The following is a 16,638-nucleotide window of genomic DNA, read 5'->3' as shown; positions in this document are numbered from 1 at the left end:
CTAGTTGACGGCAGCCTTCATCACTCAATGTATTGTCATTTGATTTTTGGGCGGCGGTGTTTTTCGTTTTTTCGCATTCATTTTTTTATCCACCCAAACTGTAGCCAGAGGTGTTAACAAAGAGGTGACAATGACGCTTGTCGCAATGATTGCAGTTGCAGATTCAGCTACAGGGGCAAACGCAGAATTCGCTTCCGCTAATGCGTATGGCACAGCGACAGCCGCTCCCGCTGTTGATGAAGCTGCCACTCCCGCGACACCGTCTCCCCGGGCAATGAAACGATCAAGCAAAAACAAGGAACCGCCGGATAAGATGACAACAGATACACCGATCAAAATGCCTAATAGCCCTGACTGAATCAGCATTCCAAAATTTAAAGTGTTGCCAAGTGAAAATGCAAAAAACGGAATGATTGCCGGCACAACCTTGCTGAATAAATCTCTGAGATCATGATCAAGATTTCCAAGAATGCAGCCGAGCAAAAACGGAATGACTGTTGCTGCCAGCGTTTCCCAAGGAAAAGCAGCCAGTCCGGTGACACCGAACGTAACCATGGTCATAAAAGGCCCAGATTCTGTACTGATAAACGCGAATGCGCCGGCATCTTCTTTTCTGCCCATATGATTCATGAGCGCCAAATAGAGGCCGCCGTTGGTTTCATTCATCACTGCAACAATAGCTAGAACAGAAAGACCTGCAAAAAACCCGGATTGTATGCCTTCATCGGGTATAAATTGAGCTGCAATCACACCAAGCAGTGCCGCAAACCCGACCTTTCCCAATAATAAGGTAATCCCTTTTCTTGCAATATAGCCTGAGGAACGGAAATCAATCGTCGCTCCAACGCAAAAGATAAAAACGCCTAGTATCGGAAGGGTTCCTGTAATAAGCGCGCCGGTAAACCCTCCAAAGAACTCTGCTGTTCCAGGCGCAAACGTATTGAGCGCTGCTCCCAGAAACAGCGGAATAATCATCATTCCGCCAGGTACCCGTTCAATTGTCGCTTTGATTTTCATATATATTCTCCCATCCTCCGGTTATGGAAAAACAATACCCCTTATGTAGCTACACTTGGAAAACAGCCTGTAAATCCTCTTTTGAACAGCTTTCCAGCTGGCTTCCGACTCCGACGGCACCAGCTCCTGCCTTGAGCCATTCCGGAACCTCAGACGGATGGATTCCGCCAGTCGGTATAAAAGTAACCTGAGGAAAAGGGCCCGCTAAATTTTTCATAAAAGGGATGCCGAATACACCGCTTGGAAACAGCTTTAATGTAGTAAATCCGCATGTCAGCGCTTCCATAATTTCGCTCGGTGTCAATACGCCAGGGATATAATGCGTCTTCACAAACGATAGGTGTTCAGCAAGATCTGTTGAAAAACCCGGACTGACAATAAATTGTGCTCCTGCTTCCGCAGCTTCTCCCGCCTGCTGCGCAGTGATGACCGTGCCCGCTCCGATTAAGACATCATCCCGATTCCTGTAGGACTCTATAATAGCAGAAGCTCCAGGTGTCGTATAAGTGACTTCGATCGCTCGAATCCCTTTATTGATTAAACTCTCAATCTGCTGACAGGCCTGCTGTTTATCCTTTGAACGAATGACTGCAATCAGCCTGGCTTCTTTCAGACGGTTTTCTACTACATTGGCATCCATATTAACAATCCCCTTTCTTATGGTGAACTGTTCTTTGAGCAGATAAAAATGCGGCTAGTTTTTCCCTTGTCGGCAAACCGTCCATGTCCCCCGGTGCCTGAACTTGCAATGCGCCGATCGCATTCCCCCTTTGCACTGCATCCTTGTACGGCAAGCCATCAAGAATTCCACTGATGACGCCGACAGCAAATCCGTCTCCGGCACCGACTGTGTCAACGACCTGATCAACCCGGCAGCCCTCTGTATATCCTTCACTTTCCTTTGATTTAAAGTAAGCGCCTTCTTTTCCAAGTTTAACGGCGACAAAGCTTACACCTTTTTCAAGATAAAAATCCGCAATGCCTTCAGGCGTTTTTTCGCCAGTCAATAGCTCTCCCTCTGCGATTCCAGGGAGGAACCAATCCGAAAGCCCCGCCAAATCATTAATCGTATGTGCCATTGTTGCTTGATCAGGCCAAAGAGCGGGTCTTAGGTTAGGATCTAATGAGATGGTTTTTCCAGCCTGTTTCATGTCTTTCATCACATAATAGGTGAAGTCTTTCATATCGGCAGACAAAGCCGGGGGAATACCGGTAACATGCAGATGGCCTGCGCTTTGAAAATAGTCTCTTGGGTATTCAGCAGCTGTTAAAGTGCTTGCAGCTGAGTTCTTCCTGTAATACGTTACCTCAGGATCGCCTTCTTTCACTTTGGACTTCAGCAGCAGCCCGGTTGGATTGCCATCCTGAGACCGGATCACGTGAGACACATCCACTCCCTCTTTTTTCAGCTCTTGAAGAATAAATGTTCCGAGCTGATCATTGCCGACTTTACTCATCCAGCCCATTTGGAAGCCAAGTCTGGCCAGACCGCAAGCCACATTGCTTTCTGCCCCGGCCAGTCCTTTTGAGAATGTGGAAGCTTCATGAAGGCCTCCATACTCATTTGCATAAAACATGGCCATCGATTCGCCGAAAGTAACTGCATCAAGCTTCATTTCCCAACCTCCCCTTCGTTGAGGGCACCTTGGATTAAAGTGACTTTCTCATGATGACTTTTGCCTCTAATTCGATGGTTTGAGGCGCTCCCTTGTCACCTTCAATCCTTTTTAATACGCGTTCCATCGCCGTCTTGCCCATATCATGTGACGGCTGGGCGATCGTTGTAATGCCCGGACCGATGAGTTTATACCATTCCGTATCATCGAATCCGGCAATCCCTATATCTTGGGGAATGCGCAGCCCTATTTCTTCCATACAGCTGATAATCTTCAGCATAATCAAGCCATTTAAAGCAAGAATCGCTTTTCTTTGATCAGGCATCTCGTTGATAAAAGAGCGCAGTGCCTTCTCAAGCTGCTTCTTGTCTTTGACATCAATTTCATACATTCGCCTAATTCCATCCACATTTCGCACCGCGGCAATCTCCTGATAAACAGCCGCTCTCTCCGCCCGGGGGCTGATGGATGCAATCGGTTCGGTAAACAGTGCGACATCTGTGTACCCTTTGCTGTAAATCTGCTGGAGAATCTCTTCTGTTATCCTTCTGTTGTCAGTCGTTACCGTATCCAATTTTAGATCCAGCAATTTGCGGTCAATTAATACTGTCGGAACCTGATGTTCGGCAAAGGAATATAAAATATCCTTGTTTTCCCCCGTTGCATTTAAAATCAGCCCTTCTACAGAATGCGCTTCGAGCTTTAGCAGCATTTCCCGTTCTTTTTCAGGACTGTTATCAGTGTTGCACACCATTATGCTGTAGCCATATTGATCACAAACCTCTTCAACGCCCCTAAATGCTGCGACTGAAAAGGGATTTGTAATGTCGGCTACAACAAATCCGATTAATTTGCTTTTTTTTATTTTCAAACCTTGTGCCATCTTACTCGGCCGATAATTCAATTCAGCGATTGCTTTTTTTATGTTTTTTACCTTTTCAGGAGAAATCGCGTCAATTTTCCCGTTGATATAACGAGAAACGGTTGATTTTGATACTCCTGCAAATTCAGCTACGTCTTTGATGGTGATATGGCCTGCTGTTTTCTTTTTCATTCAAGTGCTCCTGTATCGTCTTATATTTGAAACCGATTTCAAAACCGTTACAACACAAGAATACCATATTTTAAAAAATTGAAAAGTATTTTTTTAATAATGTGCTTATTCACAAAATTTACGTTGACTCTTTTCTCTATTTATCCTAAAATTTTCTTTGAAACCGTTACCAAAATATTTTCATTCAAGTGATGCCGAAATCCTAACCAAGGGGGAAATCCAATGGAAAACCGTTATTCTGTACACCCTGAACAAGTAAAACGCTTTACAACCGAGGAGCTTCGCAGTCATTTTTTAATGGACACGTTATTTACGGAAAATAAGCTGACCATGTATTACTCCCATGAAGACCGCGTTGTGATCGGCGGTGCAGCACCCGGACAGAGCGAACTGAAGCTTGATGCCGGAGACTTTCTTAAAACTGACTTTTTTCTGGAACGGCGTGAAATCGGTATTATTAACGTCGGCCAGCCTGGTGCGGTTAAAGTCGGCGATGATGAATATGTGCTTCAAACAAAGGATTTTCTATATATCGGGATGGGCAATCGGGATGTATCATTTAAAAGCCTGAACGGAGAAACAGCAAAGTTTTACTTCGTCTCCTCGGGCGCGCATCAAAGCTATCCGACGCAAAAAGCCGCTCTTTCTGAACTGACACCGGACCGGCTCGGCGACGCAGCAGCATCAAATGTTAGAAGCCTGTACAAAGTCATTCATCAAGATGGCATTCAAAGCTGTCAGCTGATGATGGGAATCACAATGCTAGACGAAAACAATAACTGGAACACCATGCCGGCACACGTTCATGATCGCCGGATGGAGGCTTATCTCTATCTTGATCTTGAGAAGGATTCAAAGGTCTTTCACTTCATGGGTCAGCCAGATGAAACACGCCACCTTGTTGTCGGAAATGAACAGGCTGTCCTTTCTCCTGCCTGGTCCATTCATTCTGGCGCAGGAACATCTAACTACAGTTTTGTGTGGGCAATGGCTGGTGAAAACTACACATTTACGGACATGGATCTTGTGCCGATGGATGGGCTGAAATAAGATGAGTTATCTGCAAGAGGCATTTTCATTAGAAGGAAAAACGGCACTGGTGACAGGACCGGGTACGGGAATTGGCCAAGGAATCGCCAAAGCGCTGGCAGGCGCAGGTGCTGATATTATCGGCACATCACATAAAAGCAGCCTCTCAGAAACACAGCAGCTTGTGGAACAAGAAGGCCGTACATTCACTTCCTTTACATTGGATATGAGCAAGCCTGATGCAATAAAGGATACAGCGGCTGAACTGTTTGAAGCACAGCAAATTGACATCCTTGTCAATAACGCCGGCATTATTCACCGGGAAAAAGCGGACACATTCGCTGAAGAAAATTGGCATAACGTGCTGAATGTGAACCTAAACAGCTTGTTTATCCTGACACAGCTTGCCGGCAAACACATGCTGAAAAGAGGCCATGGGAAGGTTATCAATATTGCCTCTCTTCTCTCTTTTCAAGGCGGTATTCTTGTTCCGGCTTATACAGCAAGCAAGCATGCCGTTGCTGGTTTAACAAAATCGTTTGCAAATGAATGGGCCGCATCCGGCGTACAAGTTAACGCGATAGCGCCTGGCTATATATCAACTGCCAATACACAGCCTATCCGGGATGATGAAAAGCGAAATGAAGACATTTTAAAAAGGATTCCAGCCGGCCGCTGGGGCAAAGCTGATGATATCGGTGGGACGGCTGTTTTCCTGGCGTCTCGCGCATCTGATTATATCAATGGACATATTTTAGCAGTAGACGGCGGCTGGCTTGCCCGCTGACCAAAAGAAAAAGCTGATGATCATAGATCATCAGCTTTTTCGCGATTACATCCTATGCGGTTCAACAGGCAAAACCTTTTTCACCTCATCAATGATGCGTTCATTTTCTCCGCCCGCATAAATATGAATCGAGCCGCTGTCTTGATTTGAACGAATCAGACGGCCAATCCCCTGTCGCACTCGCAACAGCATATACGGAAGGTCAACCTCTTCAAATGGGTCTTTTCTCGCGCTATTGCGTTTTGCTGTAAATACAGGGTCATGAGGCGGAAACGGCAATGACCAGATCGTGACATTCTTCAGTGCATCACCAGGAATATCAAGCCCTTCCCATAGGTGAACTGAACATAAAACTGTCTCCTCTTCACCTTGGAATTTCTCTACTAAGCTGCTGATTTCCTCGTCGCCTTCAAAGTAAATCGGATACGGCAGCTCCCAAGCAGCTGCGAGCTCCTTAAACTCGTTTAATTCCTCAAAAGACGGGAAGAGCACCAGCGTTCTGCCTTTATAGTGCTTAATTGTCTCTATTGTTTGAGCTGTTTTTTGTTCAGCGCTCATTTCTGTTTTCCCATAAAGAGTAACGGTCATTTGTTCGTCATAGTCATAAGGAGAATCAACCGTTAACGATAAGTAATCGTGAATTCCCAGACTGTCCGCAATGTAGTCAAACGAACCGCCTTCTGACAGCGTTGCAGAAGAAAAGATATACGGAATTTTCTTTGAAAACACTTTCTCGCCAAGCACTTCTGCTACTGTTCTCGGCATCACGACAAAAGTGGATTCCGCTTCCTTTTGCTCCAGCCAGCTGATCGCATCCTTTTGATATAAAGATAGTGAATACGCCATTTGCTCTACATATTCCTCAACGACTGAAAGCTCGTATTGATCAATGGTGTACATTTCTGACTCAAATACGAGTGCTTCACCAATTTTATCAAGCAAACGGCACAGCTCGTCCGCCGCTTTTTTGACACGCTGATCATTCTTTATTTCCAAACGGTGCGACCCGGCAACTTCTCTTGATTCTTCGGAAAGAACATAGAAAAACTCGTCGTTTGCAGCAAGTGCATCTTCTATCAATTCAGCAAATTCTTCTCTGATGTCGTTTTGAAGCAAACGTTCTAAAAATAATTCGAGAGTTGATTGCTTGACTCTGTAGGTTAACGCTTTTTGCGCGGCAAACTCTAACAGATGCCCTTCATCAAATACAACCGCACTATGATCAGGCAGCAGCGGCAGCTGTCCCTCCCGCTTGCGCGATTCTTCCGTCCATACATGTTCCATATAGAAATCATGGGAACAAATGATCAAGTCTGTTGACTTGCGATAATAATCTCTTGATAGCGTCAAGCCGCATCTATGTCTCATATCACATGTCAGGCAATCTTGAAACGAGTCGTAGCTTACTTGCGACCATTCTTCATTTGAAAGGTTTGCGTATTGCTTTCGGTCGCCATACGGATAGAACCGCTGCATGGCCTGTGACTCATGGACAAATGACGGTAAAGCTTCATAAAGATCAAGCCACTTTTCATCATCAGATCGCTGCATTGTTTTTTCTAGCTTTTTCAAGCATAGATACTGCTCATGTGATTTCGATAGCCTTGTATCAATCTTTAGATCCAAATGGTCAGCCAGTTTCGAAATGTCTCCCTCTTTTTTCACGAGCTGTTCGATTAACGTTTCATCAGCACAAGCGATAATGGCCGGTTTTCCGACATATCTTGCATAGCTGATCGCAAAAAGAAGGTAAACAAGTGTTTTCCCCGTTCCAACTCCGGCTTCGGCAAACATGACTTTTTTCTCTTTAAACGCCCGTTCCAGCTGAAAAGCCATGAACACCTGCTCATCTCGAAGATCAAACCCTTTTTCGGGAAGAATATCGTAAAACACGTCACCAATCCAATTGTTCAATTCTTCATAAAAATTCTTTGTTTTCGTTAAAGAAAAAGGCAAACGTGATGTTGTCACCCAGTTCCAACCCCCAACTATTCGGCATTCAGACCATCAATATTATCATTTCCCGCTGCTGAATACAATAAAAAAACTTGGCAGTGCCAAGCTTTTTGTGAATTACTTTCGGTTGATCACATGCGAGGATAAAAAAGGATGGTCTGTTGAATGAATATGTTCTACCGCTTTTTCTAAATTATTTTGCGCATGTGAAATCACAGACGGAGACGCATCATCAGCTCTGCTGAGCTCCTTCAGCTCGTTTGCGGTTGCGTCAAGCGCTCTTTGAATGAGATTAAAATGTTCGCTGTTCAGCATGAGATCACCTCTAATTGAAATAATCATCATTGTATGCGAACTTTTCATTTTATATACATGCTTTCCGCATGTTATCACTGAAATGTGCACAAACTACAACCGATAATCCGTCATGGACTATCCGTCTTATCAACAATATTCTATCAGGGAGTGATGTTGACATGAGTTATAAAGACCGATTAGATCAGCATTCTGAACTGTTTCATCACAATTGGACGCGGCCTAAACGTTCTAAGTCTCAAGTAAACGGTCACACCGAAATGTCCCAAACCAACATTATATTAAGAAGTAACGCGAAAGCGCACCGTTGGTAACGATAGAATATGGCTGAAAGATGAAAGAAGACGCTCTGAATGCGTCTTCTTTTTATGCGTGTTCCGTTTTTTTACGCTGAGGTCTCACTTTAGACCAATACTGATAGTAATCCGTTTTAATAAATCCATTAAAGAGCTTTCGTTTCTTCGTCGCTTTTCTTCCATATGCTTCCTCAAAATTTTCATTTGAAGTCAGCATATACACAGACCACGTATCAAGCGGTTCGAACGCCTGTCCCATTTCTTTGTACATCTGTTCCACAGCTTTTTTCTCTCCGAGACGCTCTCCGTACGGCGGGTTTCCGACAATCACGCCAAACTCAAGTTTTGTAGTGAAGTCCTTTACCTGCAATTGTTTAAATTCGATTAATTCGCTCAGTCCCGCTTCCTCCGCATTTTCTTTCGCAATTTGCACCATGCGATGATCTACGTCACTGGCGAAAATCGTAAGCGGCTGATCATAGTTTGCCTTTTCTTCGACTTCAAGCCGTGCTTTGTCCCACAGATCTTTACCGATCCACTCCCAATCCTCTGAGACAAAATCGCGGTTAAATCCCGGAGCAATATTTTGGCCGATTAATGCGGCTTCAATCGCGATCGTTCCGGAACCGCAAAAAGGATCGACAAATGGACGGTCCGGAGTCCAATTTGTTAATTGCACCAAAGCGGCAGCAAGCGTTTCTTTAATGGGTGCGCCTCCCTGATCCACACGGTATCCCCGTTTGTGGAGGCCTGTCCCTGACGTATCAAGTGTGATAACCGCCTGATCTTTCAATAAAGAAATTTCCACTTTATATTCGGCGCCTGTTTCTTCAATCCAGTCATTGGCTTTGCCGGACTGCAGCTTGAGCTTTTCAACAATCGCTTTTTTAACGATCCGCTGACAGTCGGGAACGCTTGCAAGTGTTGATTTAACGGATTTACCGATGACAGGGAATTTCCCGTTCTCCGGTATAAATGAGCGCCAATTAACCGCTTTCGTTTTTTCAAACAGCTCATCAAATGTTTTCGCTTTAAATGTAGCAACTTGAACCTTTACGCGGTCCGCCGTTCTCAGCCAAAGATTCGCACGGCAAATCGCAAGCGCATCACCTTCAAAAATAATTTTTCCGTTATCAACCTTGCATTCATATCCTAAGTCACGAACTTCTTTTGCAACTACAGCTTCAATTCCCATCGGCGCTGTTGCAATTAGTGTATACTTCTTCATCGTATCACCCTGTCTTTTAAAACTTTTCTCATCAAGATAAAAGCTCTCCTTAGACGGGAGAGCTTGATTTCATCATTTAATTTAAGTGATCTAACGTTCTGTAAGCCATGTTTTGTTCCGTCGTACTGCAATCGGCTCATCACCTCGTACTCAGGCGGCAATCATCTATCTACAGAAAGCATTCTGTCCTTCTCTCCGTTGAATTCCGTCAAGAAGGTTCCCCTACCAAAATTTGGGTTTCTCGCTCGAGGGGTTTACCGCGTTCCACTCTCACCATTTCTAGTGAGACTTCGTCACTGTGGCACTTTCAAGGATACTCAGCCATATCCAAAGGACGTAGGCTTTTTTCCTGCCGTCAGCCTATCAAGGCTGCCCTAGCTTATGACTTCGCTAGGCACGAACACTACGGGCATCTCAGCACCGTGCGAGCATGGACTTTCCTCTACAGATTCAAGATCTGCAGCGATTACCCGAACGTTAAGAACATGAATTATTATATAACAACTGATTGGAATTTACAAGCGCCATTTATTACTAGCGCAGATCAATCATAAAGCTTGCTGCCAAAAACATGCTTTTCTAAGTTAGACAGCCGTTTTAAGATATCAAAGTTCGTTGTGTTTGATTGCACTGGCTGTTTTTTGCTGGCTTCTTCAAGCTGTTTTTTCAGCTGCAGATTTTCCTGTTGCAGTTCTTCAATTTCTTGATGGAAGGTTTCATAATCCTTAATGATCATATCTAAAAATTTGTCAACGTCTTCTTGTTTGTAACCTCTAACGCCTGTTTTAAATTCTTTTTCTAAAATGTCTTTCGCAGAAAGCTTTACTTTATCAGCAAGCATCTTTTTCACCTCGTATCGTGAATCATCATCTTATATTTTTTCAGAAATCTATACGATTGTCAAATTTCTCTTTCTTTGTTATGAATAGCTGTCTTCCTCTACTGTCACTCTCAGATCATCCATGGTGATAAAGTAGATCGGATAGCCATCCTGTTCGCGTCTTTTTTCAGCTGTCTCAAGCATATACTTTGGGGAACCATCCATTTCCGGGTCATATAAAAGCATAAGCGCGTCAGACTTATCAATGAAGAACTGATTTTTTTGTTTAAATTGCAGCGGGCTTTCATAAGGACGGTGAGTCAGGCTTGCCTCGTAGTCCGCCTGGGCCAAGACAGCTTCATACAGTTCCTTATTCGGCTCTTTCCAGTTCTTTTCCTGCTCGTAAAATGGTGTGATAACAGCAACCTTTAAGTCAGGGTATTCTTCCTGCAAATCATATGCAGCTTCGGCCGACCAGAGTTCCGTTCCGAGCTGCCCTGAAATTAAAATCCATTCTAATCCTTCATCCAAAAAAGCAATCAGCCGGTTCTTAATGGCTTTTTTTATGTAATACAGCGCCTTGTCATCCTGTTTAAATATCCCCAGTTCAAACGGTTTATATCCTGTAATTGCTAATACCTTCATCATTTCACCTGCTTTAAAAAATGGGGCTCCCATTGGGCCCCATTTGATGTGCTGCGTTGTTACACCATCAAGCTGCACGTTTTCATACTAGTAGTCGCAGCAAGGTTTTCCTGCTTGAAAATGCTGATGCGTAGCCGGATCAACATTTGAGAAAGTGTGTGGAAAGTAGTGAACGTGCTGGAAATGCTGGTGATTTACGTTTGTTGTGTGCTGTGGGTGAATGTGCGGCACGATTGTATTTGAAAACGTATGGTGTTCACAGCAATGAGTAGGATGGACAATCGGCGCCATCATGTGCGGTCTGCAGTGATGCATAATTTTAATCCCCTTTCCATAAACTTTATTACAATACTAAGCTATGAAAAATAGGGGGTACATGTTCTAATGCAAAGACCTATTTTAAAAGTGTGCGATTAGGCTGTCTTTAAAGTTTGAAAATACGAAAGCAATCAAAAAAACAACGACGAAGAACAAATAAAAAACTCCCTTATACATACCAACTCTCCCTTTAAAAATAACTAACGTCATTTTACAGGATTCGCCGGTATTCTACAACAAAATCGTTGTGAATCCAGCAAAAAAATTTCATGGCGAAAGAAGTCGTCTTATGCGCTTTCCCGGGGAATATTTACGAGGAATATTTCCTCTTCAAACGGGCAATTCTCACACGCAGATTTTCCGTTTCTTTTTCTGATAAGAACGCCTCATCGGCAAGTAATTGTTCAGCTGTATGTAAAGCTTTCCCGAATTCCTTTTTTCTATGCTCAAAATATTTGGCAAGCTCTATCGCTGAAGTGTACCTGCATTTTTGGTGCTGAGAATGGGATAGTTTCTCCCAAAGCAGGACTGCGTCTTCTAGGCGGTTTTGTTTTTTGTACAGCAATGATAAATCCAAAAGGGCTCTGTCTTTATTTTCAAATGACTTTTCTTTAAGTCTTTCCAGCTGATTGACTGCTTGGTCTGTTTCCTTATGGGCCATAAACCATTTGGCCATTGCGTAAGCTTCATCATGCTCTTTTGGCGCATCAGCAGCGGAAAGAATTTTCTTTGACATATGAATGTACAGTGAAATTAACGACAGCACATCCATTTCATTATGGTGCAGCACACCCTTTAAAAGATCCGGTTCCTGTGCCTTAATAAAATGAAAGTACAACATCGGCGCCAAATAGCCCGGGGTGTCTTCTTTTCTGCTTACGCCGAGTTCTTCTTTTTCAACTGAGCTAAGCGACACGCGTTCCATTTTGTGCTTCCACAAACGCCTTGCCCCATGCAAGAGGTCAAAATGCCCGAATTCCGGAAGCTTCGGGAGCCTGTCACGAATCAACGTATGCCTTGTTTTTACCTGCGGCCAATCAAAAGCTTTTCCGTTGTAGGTTACAAGTGACGTAATATCAACCTCGCTTAAAAAGCTCTGATACAAGGCGACTTCATTCCCCGGTTTCGGCAGAAGATGCTGTTTGACCGCCACTCGATCTTTATATACCCTTGCATGGCCGAGCAAAAAAATCGTATTGCCGGCTCCCCCGCCAAGACCTGTTGTTTCTGTATCAAAGAAAAAGAGGCTATTGTTTTCATATCCTTTTGCAGATAATGTATGCGAGAGGCTGCTCTTGTTCCATAGTCCGATGACTTCATCCAGCTCGGAAAAACAGTAATGTCCGTGCCGATGGGAGAGCGGATATTCCACTTCCCTGATCAGACAGTATTCATCCTCAAAGAAGAAAGGCTTCACGCCATAAGCCTCCCACTCTTTAAGAAACGGTATATCAGAGCGAATGCCTGAAGGCCCATTCTCTTCTATCTTGTGTTCTGCTTCCTCCAGCACCATATGCTTTTTCATACGCTGAAGTTTTCCTTTTAACGACATGCCTAACCTCCTTTCCTTACGACATTTGATCCAATAGCTGCAAAATTCGTTCCTTGGCTTTTATTCCTTCTATTTCAGTACCTATACAAGACGGACAGCCATCATGACAAGGACATTGTTTTATCAGCCGCTTAGCCGCTTCATTAATGTCAGCAAACCGTTTAAAGACTTCCTCTGCCAAGCCGATTCCGCCCGGATAATGGTCATACAAAAATACCGTTGGCAAACCGGTATGGGCAGCTTTGATTTGCGAAACGACATGGACATCATTTCGGTCACACATAATATACACAGGGACAATATGCTGCAAAACATTCGATATGCCGAGAAGCAGCTGTTCGAGTGTCTTTTCTCCAATGTCTTCATCAATGGTTTTGATTTCAAGCCAAGCCGCACTCGTGTGCAGTTCTTCTTCCGGTAAATGAATAGGGCCTGAACCGATATTTTCAAAAGTAGTCATCTTAATCTTTTTAAAAATAGTCGGCAAAGCATTTACCGTAACATCGCCGTAATGTAAGGATGTATGGCCCCTCTCTTTTGTTTTGTCAATTTCCAGCACCTTCAGCTGGACTGCCAGATTGGCATCTGTGTAATACTCCACATCAACTCTTCTGACATAAGCTTTTTTATGATCCCAATCAAGCTTTTCCACTTGGAATTGCACGCCTTCATGCAAATAGATCGCTTCATCATGAAGAAGTGTCATCGCACTAAACCGATCCATTTCACCGATGATTCTCACATTCGCAATATCCGTCTGATCGACAATGACCACATTTTCTTGTGAAGCCGAACGCAGACTGATATTTGAAGCAGGAAACGATTCGTTTGCCCAGTGATAACGTTCCCCATTGCGGTGCAGAACACCTTCTTCCTGAAGGTACTCGAGAATATCACTGACGTCCAGCGGTCCAAACTCTTCATCGACTTTGAAAGGAAGCTCATAAGAAGCGCATTTTAAGTGATCAACTAAAATAATTAGATTCTCCGGGTTGATTCTTGCCGATTCCGGCGAACGGTCAAAAAAGTATTCAGGATGGCGCACAATATACTGGTCAATCGGTGTTGAATTAGCCACCATGACAATCAAGGACTCACCGTGTCTTCTTCCGGCTCTTCCCGCCTGCTGCCACGCACTTGCCACACTTCCGGGATAACCGGTCATGATACAGACCTGCAACTGACCGATATCAACCCCGAGCTCCAGCGCATTTGTGCTGACAACCCCAAGAATTTCACCTTCTCGCAGCCCTCTTTCAATTTCTCTTCGTTCTTTTGGAAGATATCCTCCCCGATAGCCTCTGATAGACTTTGCCCCGATCTTTTTTTTCACCAGTTCCTGAATATGGCTTAAAATAATTTCCACCCGCACTCTGCTTCTGGCAAATACAATGGTCTGCACTTTGTTCTTCAGGAACTCTTTCGCCAGCTCGTTTACTTCTACAGTTGCGCTTTTTCTGATATTAAGCGGCTGATTAACAATTGGCGGATTATAAAACACAAAGTGCTTCCGTCCACTTGGCGCTCCGTTGTCATCGACCAGCCTCATTGAGTTTCCGGTCAGCTGCTCTCCCAATTCCTTCGGATTCGCGATCGTCGCTGAGGTACAAATAAAGATTGGGTCACTACCATAAAACCGGCAGATCCGTTTCAGCCGGCGGATTACATTTGCGACATGGCTTCCAAATACACCGCGATACGTGTGCAGCTCGTCTATCACAATATATTTAAGGTTTTCAAACAGACTCACCCATTTTGTATGATGCGGAAGAATAGCCGAGTGGAGCATATCAGGGTTTGTAATCACAATGTGCCCTGCTTTTCTGACCTTTTGTCTGATCGCTGGAGATGTATCTCCGTCATATGTAAAACTATTAATATCAATGCCCATCTCATCAATGATTTCATTGAGCTCACTTTTTTGGTCCTGGGCCAGCGCTTTAGTAGGAAATAAATATAATGCCCGATTTGTATCGTCCTCGGCGATAGATTGCAGGACAGGCAGGTTGTAGCATAATGTTTTTCCGGATGCCGTAGGCGTTACAGTTACAATACTTTCACCTTTTTGTACAAATTGAAAAGCGGAATATTGGTGGGTATATAAGGCATCAATTCCCCTTTTAGCAAGGGCTGTCTTGATTCTCTCATCTATACGTTCAGGCATCGGTCTTGTCCTTGCTTCACGAGGCTCAATTTCATGCCAGTTCACAACGTTTTCATTTCCTTTCAATTCAGAAATGAGTTCAGTCAGTGATTTCTTTTTCATTCTTTACACCTCTTTGTCAAGTACAGTTTACCGAATATTTGTTTGCATGGCTAGGTGCAAATTTTATACAATCGGACAACAAAAAAGCAAGGCATCCGCCCTGCTTATTTCGCTTTTATGGTGAGCAGCTTTGTTTCGCCTTTGTGTGCAGCCTTTTCACCTGCTGGCTCTATTGTTTCCACAGCTTCCCCATTCATAATAACGATAGGGATGACTGTGCTGCTCGCTTTTTCTTTTATTAACTCCAAATCACACGTGATGAGCGGGTCGCCGACCTTTACTTTGTCACCTTCTTTAATATGAGCGGTAAATCCTTCTCCGTTCATATTTACGGTTTCTAAACCGACGTGAATTAACAGCTCGATTCCCGAACGTGCCCGGATGCCCACAGCGTGTTTTGTATGAAACAGCTGAATCACTTCACCTTCAACAGGTGATACAATTTCACCATTAGAGGGTTCAACTGCAATTCCTTCGCCCATCATTTTTTGTGAAAAAACAGGGTCCGGCACATCTGTGAGATCCATTACCGTCCCATCTGCCGGAGAATAGATGACCTCTTCCGTACTTTTTTCCTCTGATTTTCCCATTCCGAATAATTTTTTCAGCAATGTGTTATCTCCCTTCCAATTCATCAACCGTTATCCCTTCATTCACCACCTATTTAACCACACTTTCAATTTCGCTTCAATTTATAACAACATCTGGCACAAACGCATAGTCTGATTAAAAAAGGCGGTGGCTCATTTGGATTTTAAAGATGACGAAAAGAATGAATTGTCTAAGAAAGAAGAGATCATCAATCAAGCAATGGACCATCTGTTTCAATCGTCTGCATTAGCAAATCTTTTACATGGTTTCCAAAACCTGATCGACTCTAGTTTCAAAGATGTACAGACAACGATAGACGTCAGAGAAAGTGATGAGGGTCTGTATGTCGATATCACAATTCCAGCAACGTTTCGAGACGGCGAGATTCTCATCGACATTAAGTCCCGGTACCTCCATGTAACGCTTCAGGAAAAACAGAAGGAGCAAAACGCCTCCACATTAACAAGCATGACAAGAACCGTACAGCTGCCTTACGAAGTGCATCAGGAACAAATGGAAACGTCATGGAGTGAGCAGACAATGACGCTTTTCTTCCCAAAAAATAAGCATGAATGATTTGATTCATTCATGCTTCTCTTATTTAAAAAAGCTGGTAAACCCCTTTATTAATGAGCCAACTTGATTCATGGCACTCATAACTTGGCCTGTTGTATCCATCATTTTATTAAAGTCAAACTGCCCGTTCGCTTTTTTGAATTGTGACATAATACTTTGAACCTGTGAAGGTTGCTGCTGATTCGGTCTTGCGATAGGATAAGGATTAGGAAATACAGGCGGCTGCATAGGCATAGACTGAGGCGGAATATACGGCTGATAAAACTCCTGTTGTCCGTAATGCTGCGGAACGTATGGTTCAGAATGAACAGGCGCATTCTGGTGATAATATCCCTGCATTTGCTGAGGATAATAATAACCCAATTGCCGAGGATTGTTTTGAGGTCTTCTTTCCATTGCGAATTCCCCCTAGACTCAACATATTTCTCTCCTCTATATGTATGAATGATTTCTATTGTTTGTGTCTGATGCCATTAAGCGTGTTTGTCAAATTGTGTCGAAAGTTTAAATTTTTTAAAAACAGAAAAAAGTCGAATCATTATGATACCATATTTTCAATACAGATGAGAGGG

The 16,638-nt window shown here is 43.6% G+C and carries 19 protein-coding genes and 1 other RNA gene; 4 read left to right on the top strand and 16 right to left on the bottom strand.

Features of this window, described 5'->3' with window-relative positions:
* Window positions 1-24: 24 nt before the first annotated feature.
* The 4 genes from kdgT to V6D42_RS04190 are packed head-to-tail and all read right to left on the bottom strand — an operon-like array spanning window position 25 to window position 3,687.
* Window positions 25-1,017, bottom strand: a complete 993-nt coding sequence (gene kdgT, locus V6D42_RS04205; protein WP_333512449.1) for a 2-keto-3-deoxygluconate transporter — start codon at window positions 1,015-1,017, stop codon at window positions 25-27.
* Between the two features lie 49 nt (window positions 1,018-1,066).
* A complete protein-coding gene (eda, locus tag V6D42_RS04200) occupies window positions 1,067-1,657 on the bottom strand; it encodes a bifunctional 4-hydroxy-2-oxoglutarate aldolase/2-dehydro-3-deoxy-phosphogluconate aldolase (RefSeq protein WP_333512448.1) in 591 nt (196 codons plus the stop codon).
* Between the two features lies 1 nt (window position 1,658).
* Window positions 1,659-2,633 (bottom strand): 2-dehydro-3-deoxygluconokinase, encoded by a 975-nt coding sequence (gene kdgK / locus V6D42_RS04195; protein WP_333512447.1) that lies wholly within the window; start codon window positions 2,631-2,633, stop codon window positions 1,659-1,661.
* A gap of 34 nt (window positions 2,634-2,667) precedes the next feature.
* Complete coding sequence (locus V6D42_RS04190) at window positions 2,668-3,687, bottom strand: LacI family DNA-binding transcriptional regulator (RefSeq protein WP_333512446.1); 1,020 nt, start codon at window positions 3,685-3,687, stop codon at window positions 2,668-2,670.
* 222 nt (window positions 3,688-3,909) lie between these two features.
* On the opposite strand from V6D42_RS04190, the gene kduI reads away from it, so the two are divergent.
* Window positions 3,910-4,737, top strand: a complete 828-nt coding sequence (gene kduI, locus V6D42_RS04185) for a 5-dehydro-4-deoxy-D-glucuronate isomerase (RefSeq protein ID WP_326196011.1) — start codon at window positions 3,910-3,912, stop codon at window positions 4,735-4,737.
* A 1-nt stretch (window position 4,738) separates the two neighbouring features.
* Window positions 4,739-5,503, top strand: a complete 765-nt coding sequence (gene kduD, locus V6D42_RS04180; protein ID WP_333512445.1) for a 2-dehydro-3-deoxy-D-gluconate 5-dehydrogenase KduD — start codon at window positions 4,739-4,741, stop codon at window positions 5,501-5,503.
* A 45-nt stretch (window positions 5,504-5,548) separates the two neighbouring features.
* On the opposite strand, the gene V6D42_RS04175 is transcribed toward kduD, so the two are convergent.
* Together V6D42_RS04175 and V6D42_RS04170 are read right to left on the bottom strand one after the other, a co-directional pair.
* The gene (locus V6D42_RS04175; RefSeq protein ID WP_333512444.1) at window positions 5,549-7,474 is read right to left on the bottom strand and encodes an ATP-dependent DNA helicase; all 1,926 of its coding nucleotides are present in this window, start codon (window positions 7,472-7,474) and stop codon (window positions 5,549-5,551) included.
* 102 nt (window positions 7,475-7,576) lie between these two features.
* Entirely contained in the window at window positions 7,577-7,774 is a 198-nt protein-coding gene (locus tag V6D42_RS04170; protein WP_026014731.1) for a hypothetical protein, read from the bottom strand.
* Between the two features lie 161 nt (window positions 7,775-7,935).
* On the opposite strand from V6D42_RS04170, the gene V6D42_RS04165 reads away from it, so the two are divergent.
* Window positions 7,936-8,088 carry a YpzG family protein gene (locus V6D42_RS04165; RefSeq protein ID WP_003153548.1) on the top strand — a complete coding sequence of 51 codons (153 nt, stop codon included), beginning with the start codon at window positions 7,936-7,938 and terminating at the stop codon, window positions 8,086-8,088.
* 52 nt (window positions 8,089-8,140) lie between these two features.
* Here V6D42_RS04165 and V6D42_RS04160 read toward each other — a convergent pair whose 3' ends face one another.
* From V6D42_RS04160 to V6D42_RS04120, 9 genes are all read right to left on the bottom strand, one after another.
* Window positions 8,141-9,298: a THUMP domain-containing class I SAM-dependent RNA methyltransferase gene (locus tag V6D42_RS04160; protein WP_168748100.1), complete on the bottom strand. Its 1,158-nt coding sequence runs from the start codon at window positions 9,296-9,298 to the stop codon at window positions 8,141-8,143.
* A gap of 96 nt (window positions 9,299-9,394) precedes the next feature.
* An RNA gene (gene rnpB / locus V6D42_RS04155) (RNase P RNA component class B) lies at window positions 9,395-9,776 on the bottom strand.
* A 66-nt stretch (window positions 9,777-9,842) separates the two neighbouring features.
* The gene (gpsB, locus tag V6D42_RS04150) at window positions 9,843-10,139 is read right to left on the bottom strand and encodes a cell division regulator GpsB (protein WP_010334692.1); all 297 of its coding nucleotides are present in this window, start codon (window positions 10,137-10,139) and stop codon (window positions 9,843-9,845) included.
* Window positions 10,140-10,217: 78 nt separating this feature from the next.
* Window positions 10,218-10,763: a DUF1273 domain-containing protein gene (locus V6D42_RS04145; protein WP_326330185.1), complete on the bottom strand. Its 546-nt coding sequence runs from the start codon at window positions 10,761-10,763 to the stop codon at window positions 10,218-10,220.
* 87 nt (window positions 10,764-10,850) lie between these two features.
* Window positions 10,851-11,078, bottom strand: coding sequence for a spore coat protein CotD (cotD, locus tag V6D42_RS04140; protein ID WP_010334694.1), 228 nt, complete (start codon window positions 11,076-11,078; stop codon window positions 10,851-10,853).
* 84 nt (window positions 11,079-11,162) lie between these two features.
* Window positions 11,163-11,291 (bottom strand): hypothetical protein, encoded by a 129-nt coding sequence (locus V6D42_RS04135; protein ID WP_003230707.1) that lies wholly within the window; start codon window positions 11,289-11,291, stop codon window positions 11,163-11,165.
* A gap of 100 nt (window positions 11,292-11,391) precedes the next feature.
* Window positions 11,392-12,633, bottom strand: a complete 1,242-nt coding sequence (locus V6D42_RS04130) for a ribonuclease H-like domain-containing protein (RefSeq protein ID WP_333512443.1) — start codon at window positions 12,631-12,633, stop codon at window positions 11,392-11,394.
* A gap of 16 nt (window positions 12,634-12,649) precedes the next feature.
* Window positions 12,650-14,899: an ATP-dependent helicase MrfA gene (gene mrfA, locus V6D42_RS04125; protein ID WP_333512442.1), complete on the bottom strand. Its 2,250-nt coding sequence runs from the start codon at window positions 14,897-14,899 to the stop codon at window positions 12,650-12,652.
* A 104-nt stretch (window positions 14,900-15,003) separates the two neighbouring features.
* Window positions 15,004-15,510 carry a PTS sugar transporter subunit IIA gene (locus tag V6D42_RS04120; protein ID WP_333512441.1) on the bottom strand — a complete coding sequence of 169 codons (507 nt, stop codon included), beginning with the start codon at window positions 15,508-15,510 and terminating at the stop codon, window positions 15,004-15,006.
* A gap of 136 nt (window positions 15,511-15,646) precedes the next feature.
* Here V6D42_RS04120 and V6D42_RS04115 point away from each other — a divergent pair, with 136 nt between their 5' ends.
* On the top strand, window positions 15,647-16,066 hold the full coding sequence (locus tag V6D42_RS04115; RefSeq protein ID WP_333512440.1) for an Hsp20/alpha crystallin family protein: 420 nt from the start codon (window positions 15,647-15,649) through the stop codon (window positions 16,064-16,066).
* A 21-nt stretch (window positions 16,067-16,087) separates the two neighbouring features.
* On the opposite strand, the gene V6D42_RS04110 is transcribed toward V6D42_RS04115, so the two are convergent.
* On the bottom strand, window positions 16,088-16,462 hold the full coding sequence (locus tag V6D42_RS04110; RefSeq protein ID WP_326196007.1) for a YppG family protein: 375 nt from the start codon (window positions 16,460-16,462) through the stop codon (window positions 16,088-16,090).
* Window positions 16,463-16,638 lie beyond the last annotated feature (176 nt).

Source organism: Bacillus sp. 0909A (assembly GCF_036765115.1).
GTDB classification, from domain to species: domain Bacteria; phylum Bacillota; class Bacilli; order Bacillales; family Bacillaceae; genus Bacillus; species Bacillus mojavensis.
Note: the sequence above shows the minus strand (reverse complement) of the source record. Positions and strands in the feature narration are given on the sequence as shown.